The 23079-nt window shown below is 67.8% G+C and carries 21 protein-coding genes and 2 riboswitches; of the genes, 11 read left to right on the top strand and 10 right to left on the bottom strand.

Translation table 11 applies throughout. From position 1 onward, the window contains the following. The first annotated feature begins 71 nt into the window (after positions 1 to 71). The gene (locus AB3X99_RS31400; protein WP_368619124.1) at positions 72 to 698 is read left to right on the top strand and encodes a DUF4136 domain-containing protein; all 627 of its coding nucleotides are present in this window, start codon (positions 72 to 74) and stop codon (positions 696 to 698) included. 1 nt (position 699) lies between these two features. On the opposite strand, the gene bluB is transcribed toward AB3X99_RS31400, so the two are convergent. Genes bluB through AB3X99_RS31380 form a run of 4 tightly spaced genes read right to left on the bottom strand, consistent with a single transcriptional unit; the run spans position 700 to position 3787 of the window. Then, positions 700 to 1395: a 5,6-dimethylbenzimidazole synthase gene (bluB, locus tag AB3X99_RS31395; protein ID WP_342946463.1), complete on the bottom strand. Its 696-nt coding sequence runs from the start codon at positions 1393 to 1395 to the stop codon at positions 700 to 702. Further along, complete coding sequence (locus AB3X99_RS31390) at positions 1379 to 2689, bottom strand: cobyrinate a,c-diamide synthase (protein WP_368619123.1); 1311 nt, start codon at positions 2687 to 2689, stop codon at positions 1379 to 1381. The genes bluB and AB3X99_RS31390 overlap by 17 nt, the downstream gene beginning before the upstream one ends. A gap of 4 nt (positions 2690 to 2693) precedes the next feature. Then, positions 2694 to 3296 carry a cob(I)yrinic acid a,c-diamide adenosyltransferase gene (gene cobO / locus AB3X99_RS31385; RefSeq protein WP_069266354.1) on the bottom strand — a complete coding sequence of 201 codons (603 nt, stop codon included), beginning with the start codon at positions 3294 to 3296 and terminating at the stop codon, positions 2694 to 2696. Then, positions 3296 to 3787, bottom strand: coding sequence for a cobalamin biosynthesis protein (locus tag AB3X99_RS31380; RefSeq protein WP_368619122.1), 492 nt, complete (start codon positions 3785 to 3787; stop codon positions 3296 to 3298). Before AB3X99_RS31380 ends, cobO begins: the two co-directional genes overlap by 1 nt. A gap of 142 nt (positions 3788 to 3929) precedes the next feature. After that, a riboswitch (cobalamin riboswitch) is annotated at positions 3930 to 4200 on the top strand. Positions 4201 to 4419: 219 nt separating this feature from the next. On the opposite strand from AB3X99_RS31380, the gene cobW reads away from it, so the two are divergent. The 4 genes from cobW to AB3X99_RS31360 are packed head-to-tail and all read left to right on the top strand — an operon-like array spanning position 4420 to position 11026. Continuing rightward, entirely contained in the window at positions 4420 to 5505 is a 1086-nt protein-coding gene (gene cobW, locus AB3X99_RS31375) for a cobalamin biosynthesis protein CobW (RefSeq protein WP_368619161.1), read from the top strand. A 27-nt stretch (positions 5506 to 5532) separates the two neighbouring features. After that, a complete protein-coding gene (gene cobN / locus AB3X99_RS31370; RefSeq protein ID WP_368619121.1) occupies positions 5533 to 9327 on the top strand; it encodes a cobaltochelatase subunit CobN in 3795 nt (1264 codons plus the stop codon). Further along, on the top strand, positions 9324 to 10361 hold the full coding sequence (locus AB3X99_RS31365; protein ID WP_368619120.1) for an ATP-binding protein: 1038 nt from the start codon (positions 9324 to 9326) through the stop codon (positions 10359 to 10361). The genes cobN and AB3X99_RS31365 overlap by 4 nt, the downstream gene beginning before the upstream one ends. Next, a complete protein-coding gene (locus AB3X99_RS31360; RefSeq protein WP_368619119.1) occupies positions 10283 to 11026 on the top strand; it encodes a VWA domain-containing protein in 744 nt (247 codons plus the stop codon). The genes AB3X99_RS31365 and AB3X99_RS31360 overlap by 79 nt, the downstream gene beginning before the upstream one ends. 7 nt (positions 11027 to 11033) lie before the next feature. On the opposite strand, the gene AB3X99_RS31355 is transcribed toward AB3X99_RS31360, so the two are convergent. After that, positions 11034 to 12044 (bottom strand): flagellar brake protein, encoded by a 1011-nt coding sequence (locus AB3X99_RS31355; RefSeq protein ID WP_368619118.1) that lies wholly within the window; start codon positions 12042 to 12044, stop codon positions 11034 to 11036. Positions 12045 to 12236: 192 nt separating this feature from the next. On the opposite strand from AB3X99_RS31355, the gene AB3X99_RS31350 reads away from it, so the two are divergent. Then, entirely contained in the window at positions 12237 to 13787 is a 1551-nt protein-coding gene (locus AB3X99_RS31350; protein WP_368619117.1) for a diguanylate cyclase, read from the top strand. A gap of 8 nt (positions 13788 to 13795) precedes the next feature. Here AB3X99_RS31350 and cobJ read toward each other — a convergent pair whose 3' ends face one another. The 4 genes from cobJ to cobG are packed head-to-tail and all read right to left on the bottom strand — an operon-like array spanning position 13796 to position 18241. Continuing rightward, complete coding sequence (cobJ, locus tag AB3X99_RS31345; protein WP_368619116.1) at positions 13796 to 15505, bottom strand: precorrin-3B C(17)-methyltransferase; 1710 nt, start codon at positions 15503 to 15505, stop codon at positions 13796 to 13798. After that, entirely contained in the window at positions 15493 to 16224 is a 732-nt protein-coding gene (locus AB3X99_RS31340; RefSeq protein ID WP_368602863.1) for a precorrin-2 C(20)-methyltransferase, read from the bottom strand. Before AB3X99_RS31340 ends, cobJ begins: the two co-directional genes overlap by 13 nt. After that, a complete protein-coding gene (locus tag AB3X99_RS31335) occupies positions 16225 to 16851 on the bottom strand; it encodes a precorrin-8X methylmutase (protein ID WP_368619115.1) in 627 nt (208 codons plus the stop codon). Further along, the gene (cobG, locus tag AB3X99_RS31330; RefSeq protein ID WP_368619114.1) at positions 16844 to 18241 is read right to left on the bottom strand and encodes a precorrin-3B synthase; all 1398 of its coding nucleotides are present in this window, start codon (positions 18239 to 18241) and stop codon (positions 16844 to 16846) included. Before cobG ends, AB3X99_RS31335 begins: the two co-directional genes overlap by 8 nt. A 95-nt stretch (positions 18242 to 18336) precedes the next feature. Next, a riboswitch (cobalamin riboswitch) is annotated at positions 18337 to 18524 on the bottom strand. Positions 18525 to 18792: 268 nt separating this feature from the next. On the opposite strand from cobG, the gene cbiE reads away from it, so the two are divergent. From cbiE to cobM, 3 genes are read left to right on the top strand one after another with little or no spacing between them, the layout of a single operon-like run. Beyond that, positions 18793 to 20019, top strand: a complete 1227-nt coding sequence (gene cbiE, locus AB3X99_RS31325; protein ID WP_368619113.1) for a precorrin-6y C5,15-methyltransferase (decarboxylating) subunit CbiE — start codon at positions 18793 to 18795, stop codon at positions 20017 to 20019. Continuing rightward, entirely contained in the window at positions 20016 to 20759 is a 744-nt protein-coding gene (locus AB3X99_RS31320) for a cobalt-precorrin-6A reductase (protein ID WP_368619112.1), read from the top strand. Before cbiE ends, AB3X99_RS31320 begins: the two co-directional genes overlap by 4 nt. Continuing rightward, on the top strand, positions 20756 to 21493 hold the full coding sequence (gene cobM / locus AB3X99_RS31315) for a precorrin-4 C(11)-methyltransferase (RefSeq protein ID WP_368602868.1): 738 nt from the start codon (positions 20756 to 20758) through the stop codon (positions 21491 to 21493). The genes AB3X99_RS31320 and cobM overlap by 4 nt, the downstream gene beginning before the upstream one ends. Here cobM and AB3X99_RS31310 read toward each other — a convergent pair. Beyond that, positions 21490 to 21936, bottom strand: coding sequence for a MarR family winged helix-turn-helix transcriptional regulator (locus AB3X99_RS31310; protein WP_069266231.1), 447 nt, complete (start codon positions 21934 to 21936; stop codon positions 21490 to 21492). The two genes, cobM and AB3X99_RS31310, sit on opposite strands and share 4 nt — an antisense overlap. Before the next feature lie 103 nt (positions 21937 to 22039). Between AB3X99_RS31310 and AB3X99_RS31305 the strand changes: the two genes are divergently transcribed. Further along, positions 22040 to 22405: a hypothetical protein gene (locus tag AB3X99_RS31305; RefSeq protein WP_069266232.1), complete on the top strand. Its 366-nt coding sequence runs from the start codon at positions 22040 to 22042 to the stop codon at positions 22403 to 22405. Between the two features lie 13 nt (positions 22406 to 22418). Then, a complete protein-coding gene (locus AB3X99_RS31300) occupies positions 22419 to 23036 on the top strand; it encodes a glutathione S-transferase family protein (RefSeq protein ID WP_368619111.1) in 618 nt (205 codons plus the stop codon). Positions 23037 to 23079 lie beyond the last annotated feature (43 nt).

Here is a 23079-nt window from a genome sequence, read left to right as displayed (position 1 = left end):
GCTGCGCATGCATGCATGAATAACCCGAATGCCGTTGGCCGCATGCCGGCGGCAACCCGATGGAGTGTTTCGTGAAGACCTTGCTGTCGATCTGTCTGCTACCGATGCTCGTCGCCCTTGCCGGATGCGCGGGCGTGACGACCGACGTCGTGGCCACAGGTGCGCTGCCCGCAACGGCTGCGACCAGCCAGCCCGCGACCTACCGTTTTGCGCCAACCCCGGCCCAGGCCGATGCGGGCGAGATCCTCCCGTACCAGGCGTTGCTGAGCGACGGTCTCGCGCAGCGCGGCTTCAAGGCAGGCGCGCCCGAGGCGGCGCGCTATCTCGTCTCGGTGGCGTGGGACACGCATCCCGCCGAGGTGAAAGTCGTGGACGCTAGCTGCGGCGCCGGCTGCGCGCCGGCCGAGGGACCGTCGTTGCCATGGTTCGGGCGGCCCTACGTGCACACGCTGACGCTGCGTTTTTTCGCGTTGCCCGATGGTAACGAGGTCTACAAGGTGAGCGCCGTGAAGCGCGACCGCAACGCCGACGCCCGCGAGGCCGTGCCGTATCTCGTGGCGGGCGCACTGGCGCGGCTGCCGTACGCGGGCGCGCCGCAATGGCGCGTCAAGCTGAAGGGTCCGGTCAGCGCCGGCACGGCGGATCAAGCGCCGGGCATGCCGGAAGTGCTCTCCGTCTCACCCGTCAATCAGCAGTAGTTCAGGGCAACTTTCCGGGGGTGTCCGGCGCCGCTTCGGGCACGCTCGCCGGCTCGTCCTGCGGCCAGCGGTTTTCGAACACGCATTCGCCAAGCGGCTTGCGTTCGGCCCACTTCTCCATTTCGAGCATCGGCTGCGGGTAGAACGCGTCGACCTGACCCACGCAGAGGATCGCCACCGGCTTGGCGCCGGGCGGCATGGCGAGCAGGGTGCGCACCTCGTCGACGTCGAAGATCGACACCCAGCCCATACCGAGCCCTTCGGCGCGCGCCGCGAGCCACATGTTCTGGATCGCGCACGCCACGGAGGCGAGGTCCATCTCGGGCAGCGTGCGGCGGCCGAAGACGTGGGCTTCGCGGCGATCCATCAGCGCGACCACGAGCACCTCGGCGCAATCGCGCATGCCTTCCACCTTGAGCTTCATGAACTCGTCGCGGCGTCTGCCCAGCGCATCGGCGGTTGCAATGCGCTCACGCTCGACCGTCGCGTGCAACTGCTCGCGCACCGAATGGTCCGTGATGCGCACGATCCGCCACGGCTGCATGAAGCCCACGCTCGGCGCGTGATGCGCGGCGTCGAGCAGGCGCGCGAGTGTCGCGGGATCGATCGGGCCCGGTGCGAAGTGCCGCATGTCGCGGCGCTCGTAAATCGCGCGGTAGACCGCCGCGCGTTCGGCTTCGTCAAAGGGCTGTGCCATGGAAGAGTGCGGCCGCGAAAGCCGGGTTGGAGGGCCAGTAAGCGTGCATATAGGTGGCCGCGATCGAGCCGTGCCGGTACAGCGCCTCGCCGGGCGCGCCGGTCTGTGCGTGGTGTGCCGTGAGCGCGGGCGCCAGCGGCGTGGCGACGCGCGAATAGTGAAACGTGTGGCCGCGTAGCGCGCCATCCGCGCCGTCGAGCTGCTGCATGCCGAGCGCCGCGAAACGCTTTTGCATGACCGCCTCGCCGGGAAGCAGGCCGAGCATCGGCGTGCGCGTGCCTTCCACGTCGGTCAGTGCATCGAGCAGATAGAGCATGCCGCCACATTCAGCGACGAGCGGCTTTCCCGCGGATACATGCGCGCGCAACGAATTCGCGGTCTGCGTATTGTGCGCGAGCGTCGAGGCATGTAGCTCGGGATAGCCGCCTGGCAGAAAGATCGCGTCGGCGCCGGCGGGCGCGAGTTCGTTTGCGAGCGGCGAGAAGTAACTTACAGTCGCACCCAGCATCTCGAGTAACGCGATGTTCTCAGGATAGAGAAACGAGAACGCAGCGTCGCGCGCAATGGCGACATGACGGCCTTCGAGCCGGCGTGCAATCGTTTCGTCGTGCGAAGGATCGGCGAATGCCACCGCAGGCGGCAATTCGGCGAGCGCGGTTTGCGCGAGCGCGTCGGCGGCGCGTTCGATGCGCGCGTCGAGGTCGCCGATCTCAGCGGCCTGATGCAGGCCGAGGTGGCGATCGGGCAGCGCCATCGTCGCTTCGCTCGCAACATGCCCGAGCCAGCGTACGTCGGCGGGCAACGCCTCCTGCAGCATCTGCGCGTGACGCGCCGAGCCCACGCGGTTGGCCAGCACGCCGTGAAAGGGCACTTCCGGCCGAAAATGCGCGAGACCGAACGCGATCGCGCCGAAGGTCTGCGCCATCGACTTCGCGCTGACGATGGCGGCCACCGGCACGCCAAACTCGGTCGCGAGATCGGCGCTGCTCGGCGTGCCGTCGAACAGGCCCATCACGCCTTCGATAAGGATCAGGTCGGCGTCGCGCGCCGCCTGCGCGAGCAGGGCGCGGCACGCTTCTTTGCCCACCATCCACAGGTCGAGCGAGAGCACGGGCGCGCCGCTCGCGCGTGCGAGGATCATCGGGTCGAGAAAATCCGGCCCGGTCTTGAAGACGCGCACGCGTCGGCCCGCGCGCCGATGCAGTCGCGCGAGGCCAGCCGTGAGCGTGGTCTTGCCCTGGCCCGAAGCGGGCGCGCTGATGAAGAGCGCGGGGCAGGCAACCGTTGCGCTCATGCGCTTAAAACTCCACGCCCTTTTGCGCCTTCACGCCTTGCTCGCGATACGGATGCTTCACGAGGCGCATTTCCGTGACGAGGTCGGCCGCTTCGATCAGGGCGTCGGGCGCATGGCGACCCGTCACGACCACGTGCACGTGCGGCGCGCGCGAGGCGATCACACCGAGCACTTCGTCGAGCGGCAGGTACTCGTATTTGAGCACCGTGTTGAGTTCGTCGAGGATCACCATGGCGTACTCGCCGCTCTCGATCATGCGCTTCGCTTCGTCCCAGCCCTTGCGCGCGGTGGCGATGTCGCCGTCGCGATTCTGCGTGTTCCAGGTGTAGCCGTCGCCCATCGTCACGAACTCGCAGTGCGCAACGCTGCCGAGGAAATCGCGTTCGGCCGTGTGCAGCGCGCCCTTGATGAACTGCACGACGCCTAGCTTCATGCCGTGGCCGAGCATGCGCACGGCCATGCCGAACGCGGCCGTGCTCTTGCCCTTGCCGTTGCCGGTGTTGACGATCAACAGGCCCTTTTCGTGCGTCGCGGCGGCCTGCTTCTTCTCGTGGCCTTCGCGGCGGCGTTGCGTCATGCGTTGGTGCGATTCGGGATCGGTTTTCATCATCGGGATTGGTTTGGTTGCGGCGCTATCGCGTCCGCATTTGCGTCGTTTGGCAGAATGCCTGCGATTGCGACCGTCACGCCGTCGAGCGCCAGCTTGCCGCGCACGAGCGGAGCGCCGCCCGCCGCCAGACGCGCGCAGGGTTCGCACACGCCGTCTACGCCGAACTGCGCTTGCGCGGCTGCGGAGGGTGGCGCCAGTATCGGTGTCGCGGCGAGTTGCTCCCGCGTGTACGTCTGAAGCGGCAGCGCATGTGCCGCGCAAAACGCCTGCAAGCCGGGTTCGCCGGCTTTTGCATCGAGCGTTGCCACGGCCGTAACGCTGTCGAGCGGCCACGCGTCGAGCGCAGCGCGCACCGCGGCTTCGACCTGCGCGAGCGTCACGCCGCGCCGGCAGCCGATGCCGAGCGCAAGCGGCGGCACGCGCTGCGCGGGTTCCGGCGTGGCTTCGAATGAGGCTGCGCCCGAGGCGCGATTTTCGGCAGGATTCACGGCGAGGGCGTCGATCGAAGGCGTGACCGCAGGGGCAAAACGAGCAAAAGCGTCGCGTTCCGGCGGGCGCCGGATGCGCGCTACGATAGCACACGCTTTTGCGGCTTCCCACGCCTTCCTTGACGCACGGGCCCCCCGCGCCTACACTCGCACGCACTCTGGTGCTCGCGCGCGCGATTCATAATGCGCGCGCAGTTAAACGGGAATCAGGGAGCCATCCCGCCTCGGGCGTGGCCAACCTGAACTGCACCCGCAACGGTACAACGAGCGCGGCGTTCGCACGAATGCCGCAAACCGCTTCCATGCTTTACGCAGTCCACGCCACTGTGCAAGCCGGCCGCAAGGCCGCTCGCGCGGGAAGGCGAAGCGGTGTTTCGTCAGTCCGGATACCGGCCAGATACGTGGGATTCGTGCTGCGGGGATGCGGTGCCGGGTCCGTGATTTTCATGCGTCAGCCGGGCGAGGCCTGGGTGCGTTTCTGGTCGTTCGTCCCCTGCAGGTTGTTGAATCGTTGCGCGTGACAGCGTCTCCATGGATACGCGCGTGTGCGCAACACGGCACCCGCACGAACGGCAGGCGCGACGCACCATGCCCCTCGATACGGCCTGGCGCCGAAGGAGCACTTCATGCAAATGCGCAAGATTCCGGTCACGATCGTGACGGGCTTTCTCGGCAGCGGTAAAACCACGCTGCTGCGTCACATTCTCCAGCACGCGGGCGGCCTGCGCGTCGCGGTCATCGTCAACGAATTCGGCGAACTCGGTATCGACGGCGAGATTCTGCGCGGTTGCGGCATTGGCTGCGACGAGAACGGCAACGAAACGGAAGGCCAGCTCTACGAACTCGCGAACGGCTGCCTTTGCTGCACCGTGCAGGAAGAATTCTTCCCCGTGATGGAGAAACTGCTCGAACGCCGCGGCGATGTCGATCACGTGCTGATCGAAACTTCGGGTCTCGCGCTGCCCAAGCCGCTCGTGCAGGCGTTCAACTGGCCGTCGATTCGCAACGCGTTCACCGTCGATGCGGTCGTGACCGTGGTGGACGGCCCCGCCGCCGCGAGCGGGCAGTTCGCCGAAAATCCGCAGGCCGTGGACGCGCAGCGCCGCGCCGACCCGAACCTCGATCACGAGTCGCCGCTGCACGAGCTGTTCGAAGACCAGCTTTCGGCCGCCGACCTCGTCATTCTCAACAAGACCGATCTGCTGGACGTTGCGGGCCAGGACGCGCTCATCGCCGAGCTGCGCGAAGAGCTGCCGCCGCAGGTGAAGATCGTGCGCGCGCAGCACGGCAAGCTCGATCTGCATACGCTGCTCGGGCTCGAGGCGGCCTCCGAGGAGAGCATTCATCTGCGGCACGACCATCACGGTTCCGCCGACGATCCTGATCATCATCATGACGAGTTCGATTCGGTTGTGGTGTCGGGCAATGCGGCTTCGCGCGAGACTGTGATCGAGGCGCTGCAGCAACTCGTCGATGCGCACACGATCTATCGCGTGAAGGGCTTTGCCGCGCTGCCGGGTGCGCCCATGCGCCTCGTGATTCAAGGCGTGGGCCGCCGCTTCGACAGCTATTTCGACCGCCGCTGGAACGAGCAGGAAAGCGCGGCGCAGCCGCTTGCGAGCCGCTTCGTGCTGATCGGAGAGGATCTCGATGGCGCGACGCTGCAAGCGGCCTTCGATATCGCACTGGCGAATGTGCAGACCGCGGCCGCGAAGTGAGCGCACCCAGCTAGACGAGGCAGTCCCATGCATTTGCTGCGCACTACGCCAGGCGGTTTCGTCGACGACACGCAGGGCGTTATCCGGATCGACCAGCAGCCCGCCGAGATCGTCGTGCTAAGTTCGGCGGACACGACGCTAGCGCTGCTGGCGAGCGTCGTGCCGCGCCTGCCCGCAGGTTTTCCGAGCGTGCGGCTTGCGAACGTCACGTATTTGCGCCAGCCCGCGTCGGTGGACTTCTACGTCGAAGATGTCCTGCAGCACGCGCGCGTGGTGGTGGTCGATCATCTGGGCGGCGAAACGTACTGGCCATATGGCATCGAGCAGGTCGTCTCGCTAGCCGAGCGCCGCGGGCAACTGCTCGCGATGTTTTCGGGCGACTTGCAGGAAGACCCCAATCTCATCGCGAAGAGCCGCGCCGAGCCCGAGTTTTGCCGCTTGCTGTGGCGTTATCTGCGCGAAGGCGGCGCGGCCAACGCCGAATCGTTCCTGCGTGCGCTCGCGTGGCGCGCATTCGACTGGGGCAGCGAGCCTGCGCCGCCCATTGCGTTGCCCGCCGCTGCGCTCTATTGCCCGCAGCGCGACGTCGCGACCATCGACGAATGGCGCGCGCGCTGGCAACCTGGCGCGCCGGTCGTCGCGCTGCTGTTTTACAAGGCGCATCTGCAGGCGGCGAACACCGCCGCTTTCGATGCCCTCATCGACGCGCTGCTCGCGCGCGGCCTGAACCCGCTGCCGCTTGCGATCACGTCGCTCAAGGACACTTTGAGCCGCGACGTGCTCGATCAACTGGCGGCCGAGCACGACGTCTCGCTCGTGCTGAATACCACGGCCTTCGCGGCTTCGTCGCTCGACGACCCCGAACCGATTGCGCTCGCCGGCGACGCGCCCGTGCTCCAGGTGATCCTGAGCGGCGGCAATCGCGAAGACTGGGTGAAGGACAATCACGGCCTGAATTCGCGTGACATCGCCATGCATATCGCGCTGCCCGAAGTGGACGGCCGCGTGATTACGCGTGCGATCAGCTTCAAGGGCCTCGCATACCACTGCAAAGAGACGCAGGTCGATGTCGTGCGCTATCAGCCCGATGCCGAGCGCGTGGCGTTCGTCGCCGAACTGGCGCGCCGGTGGTGCCGTCTGCGCAGCCTGCCGAACGCGGAGAAGAAACTCGCGCTCGTGCTCGCGAACTATCCGATGAGCGAAGGGCGCATTGGCAACGGCGTGGGACTCGACACGCCGGCCTCGGTGGTCGGCATCCTGCGCATGCTGCGTGACGAAGGCTATCGTGTGGCCGATCTGCCCGAAGACGGCGACGCGCTCATGCGCATCCTCACGCAGGGCGTGACGAACGATCCCGACACCCGCGCGCTGCGCCCCGCATGGCAGAGTCTTTCCCTCGATGATTACCGCGCGCGCTTCTCGCAGTTGCCCGCCGAGGCGCAAAACGCGCTGATCGCGCGCTGGGGCGTGCCGGAGGACGACCCCACCGTGCGCCGCGGCCGCTTCATGATTGCGGGCTGGCGCTGTGGCCAGGTGTTCGTGGGCATTCAGCCTTCGCGCTCGCGCGGCGACGACACCTACGCGAACTACCACGACGCCGAACTCGTGCCGCCGCATGCGTATCTCGCTTTTTACTTCTGGCTGCGCGAGACCTTCGGCATCGACGCCATCGCGCACGTGGGCAAGCACGGCAACCTGGAGTGGCTGCCGGGCAAGAGCGTGGCGCTCGCCGACACCTGCTGGCCCGACATGGCGCTCGGGCCGCTGCCGCATCTGTACCCGTTCATCGTCAACGATCCGGGCGAGGGGAGCCAGGCCAAGCGCCGCGCCCAGGCCGTGATCATCGATCACCTGATGCCGCCGCTCACGCGCGCCGAAAACTACGGGCCGCTGCAAGACCTCGAACGTCAGGTCGATGAGTATTACGAAGCATTGATGGTGGACCCGCGCCGCGCGAAGCTGCTGCGCAAGACCATACTCGCGACCATCATCGAGCATCGGCTGCACGAGGAATTGAGCGTCGCCGCGCCGCAGGATCAGGCGGGCGAAGACGAATTGCTCACGCGCGCCGACGCTTACCTGTGCGAGCTGAAGGAAGCGCAGATTCGCGACGGCCTGCATACGTTCGGCGAATCGCCGCAAGGCCAGCAGCGGCGCGATACGCTGCTCGCGCTCGGACGATACGCATGCGGGGACGGGCAGGGCGCGAACGCAGGTCTCATCGATGCGCTCGCGCGAGACCTGCGCATCGATTACCTCGTCGATCCGGCCACGGTCGATTGGGCTGCGCCGTGGCAAGGCCCGCGTCCACCACGGCTCGCAGCGGTGAGCGATACGCCATGGCGTCATGCGGGCGACACGCGCGAACGCCTGGAAATGCTCGCGGCCACGCTGATCGAAGACATTTGCTCAGGCCAACGAAGCGATGCGGAGACTGCGTCGCTTCCCCACGCGACCCAGGTGCTTGCGCGCCTGCGCGACGACGTGCTGCCGCGCCTCGACGCCTGCGGCCCCGAAGAGATGCGCCAGCTGCGTCGTGGCTTCGAAGGCCGCTTCGTGCCGCCAGGCCCGAGTGGTTCGCCCTCGCGCGGCCGCCCCGATGTGCTGCCCACGGGCCGCAACTTCTATTCCGTCGATACGCGCGCCATTCCGACGCAAGCAGCGTGGGCGCTCGGCATGAAATCGGCGCATCAACTCATCGAGCGCCATCTGCAGGAGCACGGCGACTACCCGCGCGCCATTGGGCTTTCGGTCTGGGGCACGGCGACGATGCGCACCGGCGGCGACGACATCGCCCAGGCGTTCGCGCTGATCGGCGTGCGGCCGAAGTGGGCCGCCGGCAGCCAGCGCGTGACCGACTTCGAGATCATGCCGGTCGAGGCGCTGGACCGGCCGCGCATCGACGTGACGCTGCGCGTATCGGGCTTTTTCCGCGACGCGTTTCCGAGCGTCATGCATCTGTTCGACGCCGCCGTGCAGGCGGTGGCCGATCTCGACGAGCCGGAGCACCAGAACCCGCTGCGCGCACGCGTGCTGCGCGAGCGCGATGCGCTGGTCGCGAACGGCATGGCCGCCGACGAGGCGCGACGCCGCGCGGGCTGGCGTGTCTTCAGCGCGCGCCCCGGCGCGTATGGCGCGGGCTTGCAGTCGTTGATCGACCATCGCCAGTGGCAGACCGACGCCGATCTCGCGAACGCGTACCAGGCGTGGGGCGGTTACGCCTACGCACAAAAGAGCGCGGGCGACGAGGCGAGCGAGGCGTTCCGCGCGCGACTCGCGACACTCGACGTGGTCCTGCAGAACCAGGACAACCGCGAACACGACCTGCTCGACTCGAACGACTACTACCAGTTCCAGGGCGGCATGGCCGTGGCGGCGCGGCATTTTTCGCAGGCCCAGCCCGCGCTCTATCACGCGGACCACAGCAACCCCGCCGCGCCGCGCATTCGTCCGCTGCACGAAGAGATAGCGCGCGTGCTCCGTTCGCGCGTGGTCAACCCGAAGTGGATCGACGGCGTGAAGCGTCACGGTTACAAGGGCGCAGCGGAAATGGCGGCGACCGTGGACTATCTGTTCGGCTATGACGCGACTGCGCGCGTGGTGGGAGATCATCAGTACGCGCTCGTCGCGAACGCCTACGTGCACGACGACGACACGCGCGAATTCATGCAGCGCCACAATCCGCACGCGCTGCATGCCGTGTGCGAGCGCCTGCTCGAAGCGATCCAGCGCGGGCTCTGGCAGGAGCCGGGCGAGCATCGCGCACAACTCGAACACCGTCTGCTCGAAGCCGGGCAGCATCTGGAAGGATCAGGACCATGAGCGCAGCGGCCACGCGTCCCGCTTTTCCTTTTACCGCGCTGGTTGGCCAGGCGGCATTGCAGCGCGCGCTGCTGCTCGCGGCCATCGACCCGGCGATAGGCGGCGTGCTGGTGAGCGGGCCGCGCGGCACCGCGAAATCCACGGCGGCGCGTGCGCTCGCGGCGCTCTTGCCGGAAGGCGCGTTCGTCACGCTGCCGCTCGGCGCGAGCGAGGACAAGCTGATCGGCACGCTCGACCTCGAAGCGGCGTTGCGCGAGAGCGCGGTGCGCTTCGCGCCGGGGCTGCTCGCGCGGGCACACGGCGGCGTGCTTTACGTGGACGAAGTGAACCTGCTGCCCGACGCGCTCGTCGACGTGCTGCTCGACGCGGCGGCGAGCGGCGTGAATACCGTGGAACGCGATGGCGTGTCGCACACGCACGACGCGCACTTCGTGCTGGTTGGCACGATGAATCCCGAAGAGGGCGAGTTGCGTCCGCAATTGCTCGATCGCTTCGGCTTGATGGTCGAACTCGGCACGCCTTATGACGTCGCTGAACGGCAACGCATCGTCAAGGCGCGGCTTGCATTCGACGCCGATCCGCAGGCGTTTTGTGCGGTGCGCGAGGCCGAACAGCGCGCGCTCGCGCAGCGCATCGCGGCGGCCCGCGATGCGCTCGACAAGCTCGACTGGAGCGACGCCGTCCACGAGCGCGCCGCGCAGCGTTGCATCGAGGCCGCCGTCGACGGCTTGCGCGCCGATCTCGTGATGCTGCGTGCGGCGCGCGCGCTCGCGGCGTTCGAAGGCGCGCAGGCGGTGAGCCCGGAACACGTCGACGAGGTTGCCGATTGCGTGCTCGCGCATCGCCGGCACGCCATGCCGCGGCGTTCCGATGCGCCGTCTTCCCCCGAGCCGCAGCAGCCGCCCTCCGCTTCCAGGCGCGAAGACAAGCACACCGAAACAACGTCGGATACCGATTGGGGCGAGTTGCCGCCCGAGCCCGTCGCGGCGAAGGCCGTGAAGGGCGTGATCCCGCTGCCCGCAAAAAAACGCTGACCCGTCGGGCACAGGCCGCCGCCTCGGCACAGGGCGGCGCTCGACGGCGAGAAGGCCCGGGGCGCGGTCCCGCGCAAGTCGCGAAGCGCGGCGAGCGCATCGCCTGGCCGCCCACGCTCGCGGCCAAGCGCGCCGGGTCGTTGCAGGCGCAACATTTTCGTTTCGCCAGACGCAAGACCGGCTCCGGCGCGCTCCATTGCTTCGTGCTGGACTGCTCGGCCTCGATGCTCGCGCGCGGCCAGCTCGCGCTCGCCAAGGGATTGTTGATCGCGCTGTTCGATCGCGCCCGCGCCGAGCGTGTGGAGGTGGCGCTGATTGCTTTCGGCGGCGCCGGCGCCGAACTGAGGTTCGGGCCCGCGGTGCCGCGCTGGTGGAACGAGCGCTGGATCGAGCCGATCGGCGGGGGCGGCGGCACGCCGCTCGAAGTGGGCATCGGCCGCGCGGCACAGGTGCTCGACACTGCCGCGCGCCGCGATCCGGCGCGCACCCGCCATCTCTGGCTGTTCAGCGACGGCCGCACGACGCAGTGGCCCGCGCGGCCACGCCACGCCGACCACGTTACGGTGATTGATTGCGAACTTGGCGCGCTGCGCCTGGGGCGCTGCGAGGCACTCGCGCAAGCATGGGCCGGCGAGTGCCTGGACGCTCAGGCGCTGCTCGCCTGAACGCGCGTCAGCGCATGCTGCCGGTCCAGTAGAGTACGTCGTCCTGACGATCGAATACGTACACTTTCATCGCCATCTGCTCGGCGGCCGTGAGGCGGTCGAGTTCGAGGCCGAGCGTCGCGTGCGCGGGGTCGCCCGTTTCCGCTTGCACGTTGCGGATGACAGCGCTGGTTTCGATCGCCGTCGCGTTGTCGCCCGAGCGCAGCTGGAAGGCCACGCGCAGCCGCTCGCCAACCTTGCCGAGCGCCCACGCGGCGCTCACCGAAAGCCCGAGCGCGCTGATCCCGCGCGCGAGCGCCACGCCGTCATAACCCGCACCTTCCTCGCCGATGCCGTAGCGCACGGGAAATTGCGCGCGCACCCGAATCGAGCGGCGTTCGCGCAGGCGGCGGATGTTGGCGGGCTTCGAAAGCACGAGATAGTCGAGCGGCGACTGGCTGAGCGCATGCACGGTGCATACGAAGCGATAGACGGCCTGGCTCGCAATCGCGACGATCTCCACGTTTTCACCCGGCGTGATGGCGACGGGGCGGCCATCGACATAGGGCGTCGTCACGAAGAGCGCCTCGTTGGGCGCGAAACCGATCAGGCGGCACGGGTGCATCGGCGCGCCGCTCGCGCCCATCTGCGGACGCAGGCCCATCAGCGCGCCGATGGTCAGGTGCATGTCGCGCGTGGTGGCCGCGGTATCGCCGATGCTAGCCCCATTCGCGGCCGTCGCGCTCTCCGGTGCAACCTCGAGCCGTTCCTTGTCGCCGCGATGCGGCTCGAAATGCAGGAACAGGAAGTCGCGTTCCGCTTCACCCATCAGCACCGAGCCGGCATCGAGCAGCAAGGCGCCGTCCCGATCGACGACAGGCCAGGCGAGCGGTTCGCCGACCGGCAGGGCTTGCGGCGTGAGCGGGGCGGCTTCGGTTGCAGCGTCGGCTGCGGCGTCGGTGGCTGCGGCTTGATCTTCAGTGGTCGGGTTGGTCATCGGCGCAGGGTGGACGGTGAGCGGTTCGCGTCGCGAATTCACTTCGCGGGTTCACCTGGTTTACGGCGCTACGACAGGGAAATTGAGTATGTGCCGCGATTCGAAGGCGGTTTCGCGAGCCGCAGTATGATGGCGCCTGAATGCAATCTGTAATCGGCCGGCACGCGGTACGAGCGGTATCAACGGAACGCGCGGAGCAAGAGGAAACGCCTCATGAAGCTCTGGACACGATGTTTGCGAATCCTCCGCCAATGGAACCGGGCGCTCATGCAGTGGGTGGGCAGCCATCCGTTCATTGTCGGCACGATGGGCTCGCTAGTCGGCGCGGCCATCGTTGCCATCGTGCTGTTGGGGCTGATGCAGCAGCGCACCCAGGCCATCTTCGGCACGCAGCGCCATTCGGCCGCGCTCGTTGCGCTGATGTCGAACGACCTCGAGGCGAATTTCGGCATCTACGACCTTTTGCTGATCGATGCCGCCGAAAGCGCGCGCGACCCGCGCACGCAAGGGCTTCCGGCCGACATCCGCCGCAAGTTGCTGTTCGGCCGCGTGGCGGCCGGCGCGTATCTCGACGACGCGTTCAGTGCCGACGCGAGCGGCAATATCGTCGAATCGCGGGACGGCCGCGCGTATCCCGGCGTCAATCTGGCGGATCGCGACTATTTCACGGTGCAGCGCGAGCGCTCGGTCGGCATGTATATTTCGGACCCGATTCGCTCGCGCACGCGCGAAGGCCAATATTCGATTGCGCTGTCACGCCGCGTGACCGAATACGACGGCTCGTTTGGCGGCGTCGTGCTGCTCACGCTGCGGCTTGCCTATTTTCAGCAACTGTTCGACCGGATCGACGTCGACCCGAAGGGCAGCGCGTTTATCCTGCTGAACGACGGGACCATGCTCGCGCACCGTCCCTATTCGGACTACGAAGTGGGTGCGCAAGTCGGCGAGCTGGAATACATCCAGCCGATGCTGAAGGCGGGCGCCGGCTCGTTCATCGCCGCGGGCGAGGAGGACGAGGTCGAACGCATCTACACGTTCAAGCGTGTTCCGCACACGACGCTCATCGCGGTGGTCGCGCCTTCCGTGGACGGCGCGCTCGACGCATGGCGGAACCGCCTGCAAATCTATGCGCCGATGGCGTTGATCTTCGGCGCGCTGATTGCGGCTTCGTCGTGGCTGCTCGCACTGTCGATGCGCACGCGGCTCGCCACGCAAAAAGAATTCGAACGTCTCGCGGTTACCGACGCGCTCACGGGCCTCTTCAACCGGCGCGCGCTCGACTTGCGCATCGAAACCGAATGGCAGCACGCGAGACGCGCGGGCGAACCGCTCTCGGTGCTCTTCATCGATATCGACAAGTTCAAGCTCTTCAACGACTTCTACGGGCACGCAGAGGGCGATAAGGTGCTCGCTGCCGTGGCACGCGCGATACGCGAGGCCTGCCGCCGCGCCACGGACATGGTTGCGCGCTACGGCGGCGAAGAGTTCGCCGCGGTCCTGCCGGCCACGCCGGCGGACGGCGCCGTGAAAATCGCGGAAGCGGTGCGCCAGCAAGTGGCGGCGCTCGGAATCGCGCACGAGCACAGCGAATACGGCACGCTGACCGTGAGCATTGGCTGCGCCACCTGCGTGCCGCACAAGCGCGATGGCGCGCAGGCGCTGCTGCGCGCCGCCGACGCGGAGCTTTACGCCGCGAAGCAGGCGGGGCGCAATCAGGTGAAAGCGCGCGAGTTCGAGGGTGCACCACCCGACCCGCGCGACGCGCTGCCTACCTTGAAGGCGTGAGCGCTTTTTTAGGCATCCTCGCGATACCAGCGCGGCGTGTAAATCCATTCGCCACCGTCACCACGAGCGAACCCGCGTGTGGCCGACGACCCGACGATCACCATCGTGCGCATATCGACGTCCGCCGAACGCAGTTCGCCCAGGGTCATGGCGCGCAGCGTCTCGCCGGGGCGGCCTACGTCGCGGCCCAGCACCACGCGCGTGTGCGGCGCGCGCACGCTGCGCACGATTTCCAGCGCGCGCTCGAGCTGCCAGGGCCGCGCGCGCGAGATGGGGTTGTAGAACGCCATCACGAGATCGGCCTGCGCCGCGTGCAGGAGGCGCTTTTCGATCACCGTCCACGGCTTCAGGTTGTCGGAAAGCGAAAGCACGCAGAAGTCGTGGCCGAGCGGCGCGCCGACTTGCGCCGCCGTGGCGAGCGCTGCGGAAACGCCTGGCACGATAGCCAGCTCGACGGCATGCCAGCGTGCGTCGTCCGAGCCTTCGAGCGCTTCGAGCACGGCGGCCGCCATGGCGAACACACCGGGGTCGCCCGAGGAAACCACGGCCACGCGCCGGCCCTCGCTCGCCATCTCGAACGCGTGGCGGGCGCGCTGGAGTTCTTCGCGGTTGTCGGTGGCGTGGCGCTGCTGGTCCGCGCGAAACGGGCCCGCCATCTCGACATAGGTTGCATAGCCGACGATATCGGTGGCGCTGTCGAGCGCGGCGCGCGCGGCAGGCGTGAGCAAGTCGGCGCGGCCGGGGCCGAGGCCCAGCACCGTGAGCTTGCCGCGCGCGCGGCCCAGCGCGCGCGGGTCGAGCGGCGCGGCCGCGCAGGCGAGGGCGACGCCGTCGTCGTTCGGCGTGTAGCGCTCGACGTCCGCCGCGAGGTCGAGGGCGGCGAGCGTAGCTTGCGCCGTGTTCTCCTCGCTATCGACGAAGCGCAGCGGTACGCCGAGTTCCGCTGCCGCCTGCGCGAGCGACGCATCGCGCATGTGCGCAGCAGGGGCGACGAGCGCCGCGAGCGCAAGCGGCGCGAGGCCGTGCGCATCGAGCGCGCGGCGCACGTTATCGGCAAGCGCCTCGCGTGGCGCACCCACGGCCGCGACGATGCTGCGCGGATGAATGACGAGGTCGTCGGGACTGCCGTCCCAGACGTGCGCGCTCACGCGGATGGCATGGCGCGCCGCGGCCTCGCGTGGCAGATCGACATTTTCGAGCCACGGTGCGTGGCCGTCCACGCGTGTCGCTGCGCCCGCAAGCAGATCGGAGACGAAGCGCTTGCCTTGCGCGAGGCTCGCGAGCGCATAGCCCGCAGGCGGATTGAGCAGGCAGGTGCCGAAGCGCAATTCGCCGCTCGTGGTGATGGCGGGCGCAACCGCGAGCGCCGCGCCGATTTCGCGTGCCATGACGTTCACGCCCGTGAGTCCACCGAGCAGCGGCACGACGGCGCTGCCGTCCTCGGCGAGCGCGAGCACCGGCGGCTCTGCGCCCTTGTTGGCAAGGAGCGGCGCGAGGCAGCGGATCACGATGCCCGCCGCACACAGCGCGACGATGGGCAGGCCGCGCGTATAGCATTCGCGCAAATGCGCGCCAAGCTCGCTGAACGCGACATCGCCCGCCACGCGGCCCTCCAGCGCATGGACCTGCGCGCCTGGGTAAAGCGTCTGCACGCGCCGCGCCGTGGCGAGCGCGCCGGGCCCGAGAATGACGATGGCGGGCGGCGTCACGACTGCCATTTCACCCCCGGCACGACGAGCAGCGAGAAGTACGGCGAAGCCATCGGATCGACGTCGTCGAGCGGGACGATCCGCTGGTTCGCCATGGTTGCGCGCTCGACATACAGCGCGCGATGCGCGAGGTCCAGTTCGCCCAGCACGCGGCGCACCTTGTCGAAATTGCGGCCCAGCTTCATGATCACGGCGGCATCCGCGTCGGCCAGGCGCCGGCGCAATTCGTCCTCGGGCAGCACGCCCGAGAGTACGGCGAGGCTCTGGTTGCGGTAGACGAGCGGCACGCCCAGCACCGCCGCGCCGCCCAGCATCGAGCACACGCCCGGCACGACTTCGGCCTCGTAGTGTGCGGCGAGCCGGTCGTGCAGATACATGTACGAGCCGTAGAAGAACGGATCGCCTTCGCAGATCACGGCCACGTCGCGTCCGGCGTCGAGATGGCGCGAAAGCGTTTGCGCCGCGCCGTCGTAGAAGTCGGCGATGATCGCTTCGTACGAGAGCGGCGGTTCGAGCGCTTCGGTCGTCACGGGGTACACGAGCGGCAGGCGTTCCTGCTCCGCTTCGAGATGGGCCTCGACGATGCCGAACGCATTGCCTTTCTTGCCCTTCGCGACGAAATACGCGACCACGGGCGCGGCCTTGAGCAGGCGCAGCGCCTTGAGTGTGAGCAGTTCGGGGTCGCCGGGGCCGACGCCAATGCCGTGCAGACGTCCTTTGCGGATCATTTATTCGGTCTCCGAAGCGAGTGCGTTGACGGCGGCGGCGGCCATCGCGCTGCCGCCGCGGCGGCCGTGCACGACGACGAAGGGTACGCCGTGACTTTCGGCTGCAAGCTGCGCCTTGGACTCGGCCGCGCCGACGAAGCCGACCGGAAAGCCGAGGATGAGCGCGGGGCGCGGAGCACCGGCGGCAATCATGTCGAGCAGATAAAAGAGTGCGGTGGGCGCATTGCCGATCGCCACGATGCTGCCTGCGAGATGCGGCCGCCACAGTTCGAGCGCGACCGCCGAGCGCGTGTTGCCGATCTCGCGCGCGAGATCCGGTACGGCGGGATCGTCGAGCGTGCAGATCACGGCGTTGTTCGCCGGCAAGCGCGCGCGCGTCACGCCGTAAGCGACCATTTTCGCGTCGCAGAGAATCGGCGCGCCGCCCGCGAGCGCGTTGCGGCCCGCTGTGCCCGCGCCTGCGGAAAATGCGAGGTCTGCGGCCACATCCACCATGCCGGATGCGTGAATCACGCGCACGGCAAGTTTTTCGAGGTCGGCGGGAATGCGCGAGAGGTCGGCTTCGGCGCGGATCGTCGCGAACGACTCGCGATAGATCGCCTGGCCGTCGCGAATGTAATCAGACATCTTGGTTACTCCGGGGCCGCTGCGCGAGTGCAAGCGCAGCGGCTTCGATCGTCAGGTTGCGCGCGATGAGTTGGCCAAAGCGCTGGACGAAGCCGCTTTGCGTGTCGTCGCGCTGGTACAGGTCGTAGTGGTCCGGGGTGCTGGCGAGCAACGTGAACGGCGCGCAATGCGCGGCCGCGCAGGAGCGCTCGCAGCCGCTCAGGTGGGCTTCGGCGTCGGGCGGCAGCATTGCGGCGAGGCGCTGTGCGTCTGCCTTCGTGTCCGCGCGGCTTTTTGCACATCCCGTCGAGCCCGTGCACGCGACGAGGCGCGCGAGCGGGTCGGCGCGGGAGGCGATGAGACCGAGCGCGTCCAGGCGTTCGAGCGCGGCGGGCATGGCGTGCGCGGGCACATTCGGCAGCAGGACGCCTTGCCAGGGCGTCACGCGCAATGTCGCGTCGCCCGAGTCTTCCGCGCGCGCGGCAAGTGCGCGCAGCGTTGGCGCGTCGATACGGCCGAGAGCGGGTTGCGCGCCCACGTAGCCGCTGCCGTCGGCGTGCAGCGCGTGTGCGCCGAGGCGCAAGCCGGCGGGGCTCGCCGCGCGGCGCCAAGCGGGCAGCGTGGCGTCGTCACGCGTCAACGTGAAGTCGCCATGCTGTTGCGCGCGCTGTAGCAGCGCGTCGAGCGAATGAGTGGCGAGGACGTCGCGCATGCGTGTGGCGTCCGCGCCCGCGAGATCGAGGAACGCATGCAACAGCGCGCGCATCGATGCGCAAACGTCTTCGGCCGCGAGCGTGCCGACTGGCTGCGCCGTGGGGCGACCTGCGAGGCCCACCGCGAAGCGCACCGTTGCGCCATAAGGCAGCGCGGCGAGCCAGATGTCGTGCGGATGCTCGAGCATCGCCACACGTTCACCGCCGTCGAGTTGCGACGCGAACTTGGGCGAGAGTGCGGCGAAGCGTGGCTCGCGCTGCATCATGTCGATGAGCGCGGCGGCGAGTTCCGTCGTGTCCCACAACGCGTCAGGGTCGAGGCCCGCGAGCGGGCTCAGCATCACGTTGCGCAATTCGTCGGCGGCGCATGCACGCTCGACCGGGCTCGCGGCGTCGATGCCGGCAGGGCCGAGGCCTGCGTCGATCAGCGCGGCGCTCAATGCCGCTTCTTCGCCGGCGCGCACGCCGCGAATCTGCACGTTCGCGCGATTGGTCAGTTCGAGTACGCCGTTCGCGTGCGTCGACGCTGCGTCGGCGAGGGCCCGCGCACGCGCGGCGCTCAGCGCGCCGCCAGGCAGGCGGATGCGGCACAGGCCGCCGTCGCGCGCCGCGACCACGCGCAGGAGCCCCGGGCACGCCGAGGGGCGGAGCCCGGCCAATGCGGCAGCGGGCGAGACAGGCTTCGTTTCGTGTTTCAAGGCATTACCGGGTAAGCAGCACGCTGGAGCGGCGCGTTGCCCGCACGGCAGGCGGGAAACGGCAGCGGTATCGGTACACCCCGTCCGATATGGGTTCGCGCGAACAGTCGGCCGGCAGGTCTCCTGGCTCGCAGGTCGTGAACCGCATCGGCCTTCCCGGTAAAACCAGTGGCTCGGGTGGATGCGGTCTCGCTGCTCACAGTCGCGGGGCGGCCACAGCTTGCTGTGTTCCCTGATTGCGATCCGGAGTTGGCGCTTCAGCGCTTACTCCGGTCCCATGCAAAGCTGCGATCCGGAGTTAGCGCTTCAGCGCTTTACTCCGGTCCCATGCAAAGCTGCGATCCGGAGTTAGCGCTTCAGCGCTTTACTCCGGTCCCATGCAAAGCTGCGATCCGGAGTTAGCGCTTCAGCGCTTTACTCCGGTCCCATGCAAAACTGCCTTAAAGGCGCCGGCGGACACGGTATTATGCCCGTTTTCACGCGTGCTCCGCCCCACAATAGGGCTGCGGGCCCGTGGCGGTGTAGAGAAACAGGCAACGGCGGGAGAGCGAATGCAGGGCACGCAGGCATGGCTGACGGTGGTGGGCATCGGCGACGATGGATACGCGGGGCTCGGGCGCGACGCGCGGCGCGCGCTGTTCGACGCGGCCATCGTGACGGGTGGCGAACGCCATCTGGCGATGCTGCCCTCGCGCGTGCGTGCACGGCGCGAAGCGTGGCCCCAGCCGTTTAGCGTCGAGGCGCTGCTTGCGTACCGCGAGTCGGATCAGTCCGTATGCGTGCTCGCGAGCGGCGACCCCATGCTGTTCGGCGTGGGCGCGACACTCGCGCGCCGCGTGGTGCCCGGTGAAATGCGCGTGCTGCCCGCGCCTTCATCGCTCTCGCTCGCGGCGGCGCGCAAGGGGTGGGCGCTGCAAGATACGGCGATGCTCTCGCTCGTCGGCCGTCCGCTCGATGCGCTGCGCCGCTATCTCTACGCGCGCTCGCGCGTGCTCGCGTTGAGCGCGGATGGGCGCACGCCCGCGGCGCTTGCCGCGTTGCTCGCCGAAGCGGGCTTCGGCGCCACGCGTCTTGCCGTGTTCGAGCATCTGGGCGGCCCGCTCGAACGCCGCATAGAAGGCCGCGCCGATGCGTGGCACGTTGAAGAAGCCGCGGCGCTCAATCTGGTCGCGTTCGAATGCGAAAGCAATAGTGCGCAGACGCTCGCGCGCGGCTGGACGCTCACGCCAGGCCTCCCCGACGACGCCTACCGCCACGACGGTCAGATTACGAAGCGCGACGTGCGCGCGCTCACGCTCGCGCGTCTCGCGCCGACGCCCGGCGCGTTGCTGTGGGACGTGGGCGCGGGCAGCGGCTCGATCGGCATCGAATGGATGCGTTCGCACGCCGCTTGCCGCGCGATCGCGATCGAGGCGAACGCCGAGCGTCAACGCTTCATCGAGCACAATCGCGCGGCGTTGGGCGTGCCGGGTTTGCAACTCGTTGCGGGCCGCGCGCCCGACGCGCTCGCAGGGCTCGCCGCGCCCGACGCGGTCTTTATCGGCGGCGGCGTGACCGTACCCGGCGTGCTGGACGCGTGCTGGGCGGCGCTCGCGAGCGGCGGGCGGCTCGTCGCGAACGCGGTGACGTTGCAGAGCGAAGCGGCACTCGTGGCATGGCGCGCGCAGCACGGCGGCACGCTCACGCGCGTCGGCATCGGCGAGGCGCAGCCGCTGGGCGGCTTCGACACCTGGCGTCAGGCTTTGCCCGTCACGCTTTACGAGGCCGTCAAGCCATGACGGCGCGCATCCTGCTGCTCGGCGGCACCGGCGATGCGCTGGCGATCGCGCGCACGCTCGGCCCCCAGCACGTCTACTCGCTCGCGGGCCTTGGCCGCGTGCCCGCCGATCTCGCCTGCGCGGTGCGGGTGGGCGGCTTTGGCGGAGCCGAAGGGCTCGCGCGTTTTCTCGCGGACGAAAACATCACACTGGTTTTCGACGCCACGCATCCCTATGCCGCGCAGATCAGCGCCAACGCGGCGCGTGCGTGCGAAGCTGCCCACGTGCCGTACTGGGCGCTGCGGCGTGCGCCGTGGCAGCCGCAGCCCGGTGACGACTGGCGCATGGTGAGCGGCTGGGCCGGCGTAGTCGAAGCGGTCATGCCGTTCGCGCGCCCGCTCTTCACGCTCGGGCGCGAACCGCTTGCGCATCTGAACGAAGTGCCGCCGCAGCAGCACTGGACGATCCGTTGCCTTGAAGCGCATCCCGGCCACGCCCGTGCGCGCATCATCGACGCGCGCGGGCCGTTCACGGCCGTTGGCGAGCGCACGCTCTTTACCGAAGCGCGTATCGACGTCGTGGTCAGCAAGAACAGCGGCGGCGCGGCGACCGAAGCGAAGCTCGCCGTCGCGCGCGAAAAGGGCTTGCCCGTGGTGATGATGCAGCGCCCGCCGCTGCCCGACGCGCAATGTGAGTTCACATCAGCGCAAGAAGCAATCGACGCGCTCGCGAACCCTATTCAGCGGAGTTTCCACGCATGACCGTTTTCTTCATCGGCGCGGGGCCGGGCGATCCTGAACTGATCACCGTGAAAGGCCAGCGCCTCGTGCGCAATTGCCCCGTCATTCTCTACGCGGGCTCGCTCGTGCCGCCCGCCGTGCTGGAGGGCCACCGCGCGCACAAGGTGGTGGACACGGCGCCGCTCACGCTCGACGAGATCGTCGCGTTGCTCGAAAACGCGCATGCCCAGGGCTTCGACGTGGCGCGCGTGCATTCGGGCGACCCGTCGCTCTATGGCGCGATCGGCGAGCAAATCCGGCGGTTGCGTATGCTCGGCATTCCTTATGAAGTCGTGCCCGGCGTGACCGCGACCGCTGCGTGCGCGGCCGCGCTCGGCAGCGAACTCACGCTGCCCGGCATTTCGCAGACGCTCATTCTCACGCGCTACGCCACCAAAACGTCGATGCCCGAAGGCGAGCAGTTAGGCGACCTCGCGCGTCACCGAGCGACGCTCGCGATTCACCTGGGCGTGCGCCATATCGCGCGCATCGTCGAGGAATTGCTGCCGCACTACGGCGAAGATTGCCCGGTCGCGGTGATTTATCGCGCGAGCTGGCCCGACGAGGAACGCGTAACGGGCACGCTCGCGGATATCGCGCAGAAGGTGCTCGCTACGGATATCGAGCGTACCGCGCTCATTCTCGTAGGGCGCGTGCTCGAGGCGGAGGGGTTTGCGGATTCGAAGCTGTATGGGGCGCAAAAGCGCCACGACTAGGAAAGCGCGCGCAAGTGCGCGCGCAGCTTGTCCACCTCGCCCTCGGCGAACTCCTTTTCGATCTCCTCATGCGTTTGCTGCCATAGCGGAAACGCAGCGTTGAGCAGCCGATGCCCCTCGTCCGTGAGGCTCAGCAGACGGCTGCGCTTGTCTTCCGGGTCCTGCTCGATGACCACGAGACCGCGCCGCTCCAGCGGCTTGAGTGCGGCGGTGAGGGTGGTGCGGTCCATGGCGAGCAGCGAGGCCACGTCTTTCATACCGGGCGGATGCGGCCGGTTCAGCGACATCAGCAGCGAAAACTGCCCGTTCGTGAGATCGAGCGGACGCAGCACGTCGTCGAAAATGCGCGCGAGATTGCGTGCCGCCCGCTGCATATGCAGACACAGGCAGCAATCGCGCACCAATAGCGTGGTTTCGAAGGGAAGTTTCTTTGCGCGTGCCATGTTGCAATTATGTTGATATCAACCTATGCTGTCAAGGCCGGATGGGCGACATACCGTTGCTCCCGTTTTCAGACCAGCAACCAGACCAGCAGTTGGAGGACACATGAGCGATCAGAAACTGTTTCTCGCTGTTTTTCTCGGTACCAAAGACAACGCGCGCATGAAGGGATGGGCGGCGCTTTCCGAAGCCGATCGGCACGCGAAGGAAAAGGAGGGCATTGCAGCCTGGCACGCGTGGGTCGAAAAGCACAAGGCATCGATCGTCGATATGGGCGGCCCGCTCGGCAAGACGAAATCGATTGGCGAGCATGGCATCGCAGACACATCTAACGCGCTAACCGGCTATACCGTTTTCCGTGCTGCATCGCACGAAGAGGCTGCGAAGCTGTTCGAAGGCCACCCGCACTTTTCGATTTTTCCGGGCGAGGCCGTCGAGGTGATGCCCGTTCTGCCGATTCCCGGTGTGTGAACGGAGGCGCGTCATGAAACTCTATGGTTTTGCCGGCACGCGTTCGCAGCGCGCGCTATGGGGCCTCAAGGAAGTCGACGCCGATTTCGAATTCATCTCGGTCAATCTGCTCGCAGGCGAGCACAAGCGGCCTGAATACCTGCGCATCAATCCCGCAGGCAAGGTGCCCGTGCTGATCGACGGCGACCGCGTAATTCCCGAATCGGCTGCCATCGTGCTGTATCTCGCGGATAAATATCCAGAGAAGGCGCTGTTGCCCGCGGATCTCGACGAGCGCGCGCAGGCGTATCGCTGGACCCTGTTCGCGGTCACCGAACTGGAGCAGCCGCTCTGGAGAATCACGCGGCATTCGTTCCTGTATCCACCGGAAAAGCGCAGTCCCGCCGATATCGAACTCGCGCGGGAGGACTTCAGCAGCATGGCCGCGGTGCTCGAAAGGCACCTCGAAGGACGCGAGTTCATCGTCGGCAACAAGCTTTCGGTCGCCGACTGCGTGACGGTGTATCTGATGGACTGGGCCAACGAAGTGCAACTGCTGGAGAGCTTCCCGCGCTTGCAGGCGTATCTCGAACGCCTGTACGCGCGTCCCGAGGCGCCGCAGCGCATCGCCGAAGCGCGCAAGGCGGCATAAAGGGAAAACGGCCCAATCGGATCTCGCCGATTGGGCCGCCTCG

Source organism: Paraburkholderia sp. BR10882 (assembly GCF_040948855.1).
Classification (GTDB): Bacteria; Pseudomonadota; Gammaproteobacteria; order Burkholderiales; family Burkholderiaceae; genus Paraburkholderia; species Paraburkholderia nodosa_A.
This window is presented reverse-complemented; position numbering and strand designations above follow the sequence as displayed.

Bases quoted from the DNA above. Each gene is read 5' to 3' on its own strand.
- cobN (WP_368619121.1), top strand. From the start codon at position 5,533: ATGCATTTGCTGCGCACTACGCCAGGCGGTTTCGTCGACGACACGCAG.
- cobO (WP_069266354.1), bottom strand. From the start codon at position 3,296: ATGAAAACCGATCCCGAATCGCACCAACGCATGACGCAACGCCGCCGC.
- AB3X99_RS31365 (WP_368619120.1), top strand. From the start codon at position 9,324: ATGAGCGCAGCGGCCACGCGTCCCGCTTTTCCTTTTACCGCGCTGGTT.
- AB3X99_RS31340 (WP_368602863.1), bottom strand. From the start codon at position 16,224: ATGATCCGCAAAGGACGTCTGCACGGCATTGGCGTCGGCCCCGGCGAC.
- bluB (WP_342946463.1), bottom strand. From the start codon at position 1,395: ATGGCACAGCCCTTTGACGAAGCCGAACGCGCGGCGGTCTACCGCGCG.
- AB3X99_RS31300 (WP_368619111.1), top strand. From the start codon at position 22,419: ATGAAACTCTATGGTTTTGCCGGCACGCGTTCGCAGCGCGCGCTATGG.
- cbiE (WP_368619113.1), top strand. From the start codon at position 18,793: ATGCAGGGCACGCAGGCATGGCTGACGGTGGTGGGCATCGGCGACGAT.
- AB3X99_RS31390 (WP_368619123.1), bottom strand. From the start codon at position 2,689: ATGAGCGCAACGGTTGCCTGCCCCGCGCTCTTCATCAGCGCGCCCGCT.
- cobW (WP_368619161.1), top strand. From the start codon at position 4,420: ATGCGCAAGATTCCGGTCACGATCGTGACGGGCTTTCTCGGCAGCGGT.
- AB3X99_RS31320 (WP_368619112.1), top strand. From the start codon at position 20,016: ATGACGGCGCGCATCCTGCTGCTCGGCGGCACCGGCGATGCGCTGGCG.
- AB3X99_RS31335 (WP_368619115.1), bottom strand. From the start codon at position 16,851: ATGTCTGATTACATTCGCGACGGCCAGGCGATCTATCGCGAGTCGTTC.
- cobJ (WP_368619116.1), bottom strand. From the start codon at position 15,505: ATGGCAGTCGTGACGCCGCCCGCCATCGTCATTCTCGGGCCCGGCGCG.
- AB3X99_RS31310 (WP_069266231.1), bottom strand. From the start codon at position 21,936: ATGGCACGCGCAAAGAAACTTCCCTTCGAAACCACGCTATTGGTGCGC.
- AB3X99_RS31305 (WP_069266232.1), top strand. From the start codon at position 22,040: ATGAGCGATCAGAAACTGTTTCTCGCTGTTTTTCTCGGTACCAAAGAC.
- cobM (WP_368602868.1), top strand. From the start codon at position 20,756: ATGACCGTTTTCTTCATCGGCGCGGGGCCGGGCGATCCTGAACTGATC.